Annotated in this window: 4 protein-coding genes and 1 pseudogene; 1 reads left to right on the forward strand and 4 read right to left on the reverse strand. The window is 64.1% G+C overall.

Going from position 1 to position 3,003, the window contains the following annotated elements; translation table 11 throughout:
* From EOA86_RS28670 to EOA86_RS28685, 4 genes and pseudogenes are all read right to left on the reverse strand, one after another.
* Positions 1 to 189 (reverse strand): annotated as a pseudogene (locus EOA86_RS28670) (branched-chain amino acid ABC transporter permease); the annotation flags it as partial.
* Positions 186 to 1,094 carry a branched-chain amino acid ABC transporter permease gene (locus EOA86_RS28675; RefSeq protein ID WP_095520808.1) on the reverse strand — a complete coding sequence of 303 codons (909 nt, stop codon included), beginning with the start codon at positions 1,092 to 1,094 and terminating at the stop codon, positions 186 to 188. The pseudogene EOA86_RS28670 and the gene EOA86_RS28675, both read right to left, overlap by 4 nt.
* Positions 1,091 to 1,858: an ABC transporter ATP-binding protein gene (locus EOA86_RS28680; protein WP_128344738.1), complete on the reverse strand. Its 768-nt coding sequence runs from the start codon at positions 1,856 to 1,858 to the stop codon at positions 1,091 to 1,093. Before EOA86_RS28680 ends, EOA86_RS28675 begins: the two co-directional genes overlap by 4 nt.
* Positions 1,855 to 2,655, reverse strand: coding sequence for an ABC transporter ATP-binding protein (locus EOA86_RS28685; protein ID WP_127209020.1), 801 nt, complete (start codon positions 2,653 to 2,655; stop codon positions 1,855 to 1,857). The genes EOA86_RS28680 and EOA86_RS28685 overlap by 4 nt, the downstream gene beginning before the upstream one ends.
* A gap of 127 nt (positions 2,656 to 2,782) precedes the next feature.
* Here EOA86_RS28685 and EOA86_RS28690 point away from each other — a divergent pair.
* A partial coding sequence (locus EOA86_RS28690) for a GntR family transcriptional regulator (protein WP_164892066.1) occupies positions 2,783 to 3,003 on the forward strand: 221 nt, incomplete at its 3' end.

Raw genomic sequence — 3,003 nt, forward strand, 5'->3', positions numbered from 1 at the left:
GCCCAGGCGCGCAGCATCGTCGGGCGTGGTCAGCAGTGCCGACGTGTAGGCGCCGATGGCGACGAAGCCCGCGAGTCCGACATTGAAAAGGCCGGTGAGCCCCCATTGCAAGTTGAGCCCGAGCGTGACGAGCGAAAAGATCAGTGCGGTCGTCAGGAAGAAAGCGCCATAGCCGAGCAGATCCATCAGCGTTCTCTCACTCCGAAGAGGCCGATAGGCCGCACGAACAGCACGGACATCAGGATGATGAAGGAGACGGCAGCGCGCCATTCGGCGCCGACCAACTGCACTGCGCCGGCTTCGGCCATACCGATGATCAATCCGCCGAGAACAGCGCCAGGTACGCTGCCGATGCCGCCGAGGATGGCGGCCGCGAACATCGGCAGCAGCATGTCGAAACCCATGAATGGACGGATCTGGATGAGAATGCCGATCATCACGCCGGCGACGCAGGCTAGCGCTCCGCCAATGATCCAGGTGACGCGCACGATCTTGGCGACGTCGATGCCGACAATGCGCGCCAAGGCCGCATTCTGGCTCAGTGCCTGCATGGAACGACCGGTCTGGGTGCGGGTCATCAACAGATGCACGCCGAGCACGAGCACGGCGGTCAGCAGCAGCAGCGCGATCTGGTCGGGAGTGACGCGAATGCCGAAGCCGACCGGCATGGCGATCTGGATGGCCCGGCTGAAATAGGTCGGACGCGAGCTGAAGATGAATTCGAGCAGGCTTCTCAGCGCCATCGAGGCGCCGAAGCTCGCCATCACCACAATGATCGCCTGGCCCTTGGCCCGCAGCCGCGCGAAAAGCATCATGTCGAGCAGCAGCGCCAGCAGGCCGGTGATCGCCATGCCGACGATTACCGCGGCGATCAGCGGCCAGCCGAAAGACAGGGGAGCCATCGGCGCGATCTTGCCGAACATCGCGCCGATGGCGCCGACGACGGCGAGCGTCGCATAGGCGCCCCAGGCCATGAAGTCGCCATGCGCGAAGTTCGAGAAGCGCAGGATCGAATAGGTGAGCGTCACGCCGATGGCGCCGAGGCCGATCATCGAACCTGCCAGCAGTCCGTCGACAACAAATTGCAGGTTCATGCCGCGCTTCCTTTGCCCGAGTGCCGGTCTCTTTCAGGATTGAGTCGGCGCTGGCCAAGATAGAGTTCGGCGACGACCGGATCGTTCCAGAGCTCGGAGGCGATGCCCTCGTGCCGGTCCTTGCCCTCGACCAGCACATAGGCGCGATCGCCGATGGCAAGTGCTGCCTTGGCGTTCTGTTCGACCAGCAGAATGGTGACGCCGGATTCGCGTATACCGGCCAGCATCTCGAATACCATCGACACGAATTTCGGCGACAGGCCGGCCGACGGCTCGTCGAGCACCAGCACCTTGGGATGAACGATCAATGCCCGGGCAACGGCCAGCATCTGCCGCTGTCCGCCCGAGAGATTTCCGGCGGCGGTTCTGCGCTGACGGACGAGGTCGGGAAAGGCCGCATACATTTCCTCGATGCGGGCAGGGGTCTCGCGCGGCATCAGGATGCCGCAGGCAACCTTCAGATTGTCCTCGACCGACATCAAGGGGAAGATGTTTTCGGTCTGCGGCACGAAGGCAAGGCCGAGGCGGACCATGATATGGGCGGGCGCCGCGGTGATATCCTTGCCGTCCAGCAGGACCGTGCCGCCGGTGATCGGGACAAGGCCGGCGATCGCCTTGATCAAGGTCGACTTGCCGGCGCCGTTGGGGCCGAGAACGACAACGATCTCGCCCTTGTCGACGGTGATTGAGGCGCCGCGCACGATCGGCACGCCTGGCTCGTAGCCGGCTTCGAGATCGCGGACATCGAGAACCGTTTGGCTCATGCCGCGCCTCCGAGATAGGCCTCGATGACGCGCGGATCGCGTGCCACCTCATCGGGCGTGCCTTCGCACAGGAGCTGGCCGCTCGCCATGACCAGCACGCGGTGGCAGAGCCGCGTCACCATGTCGATATTGTGCTCGATCAGCAGGAAAGTAATGCCGCGGGCGTTGATGTCGCGGATGCGATCGATGATGACTTCGAGCAACGTCGCGTTGACGCCGGCCGCCGGTTCGTCGAGCAGGATGATCGCCGGGTCGGCCATCATGACGCGGGCGAGTTCGAGCAGCTTGCGCTGGCCACCGGAAAGCACACGCGCCGGCTCGTGCGCCAGGCGGGCGAGCGTCACGAGCTCGAGCAGCTCGATGGCTTTCGTCTCGGCCGCTCTTTCTTCGGCGGCGACCCGCCGTGGAGTCAGGAAATTGGCGAGCAGTCTTTCCCCGGCCTGGCCCTGCTCGGCCAGCATGACGTTTTCGATCAGCGTCAGATTGGGCAGCGGCCGGGGGATCTGGAAGGTGCGGCCAAGGCCGCGGCCGATGCGGCGATGGGCAGCTTCCCCCGACACCGGTGTGCCGTTGAGAAGGATCTCGCCACTGGTCGGCAGGATGCTGCCGGCCAGCAGGTCAAACATCGTCGTCTTGCCGGCGCCGTTCGGACCGATGAGGCCGAGTATCTCACCCGACCGGACCTCGAACGAGACATTGTGGACCGCGACGAGGCCGCCGAAGCGCCTGACGACGTTCCTGGCCGTCAGAACCGGCGTAAGGGTGTTCGCCCGCTGTTGTGCGGTTGTGTCACTCATGGAACCTCTGGCCGAAAGCGATCGTCGCCGCCTTCTGGTTTTGATTTGTGATCACACTTGCTTTGATCACGCTATTCGGCTTTAATTTCTTCCGCAAGCCGAAAAACGGGCCGAGACCGGGACTGCCATGCAGAAGGCCGTCATCGAAAAGAACAATGAGGTGATCGCAGCCCAGCTTACGCCGGTCGGCCGCGAGACCGTGCAGGATCGCGTCTATTCGGAGTTGCGCCGGGCCTTGATCGGCGGTCTTTTCGAGCCGAGCCAGGTTTTGACGATCCGCGGCCTCGCCGACGCACTGGTCACCAGCACCATGCCGGTGCGCGAGGCGCTCGGACGGCTGATCACGGA

The organism is Mesorhizobium sp. M5C.F.Ca.IN.020.32.2.1, assembly GCF_004023105.1.
GTDB lineage: Bacteria > Pseudomonadota > Alphaproteobacteria > Rhizobiales > Rhizobiaceae > Mesorhizobium > Mesorhizobium wenxiniae.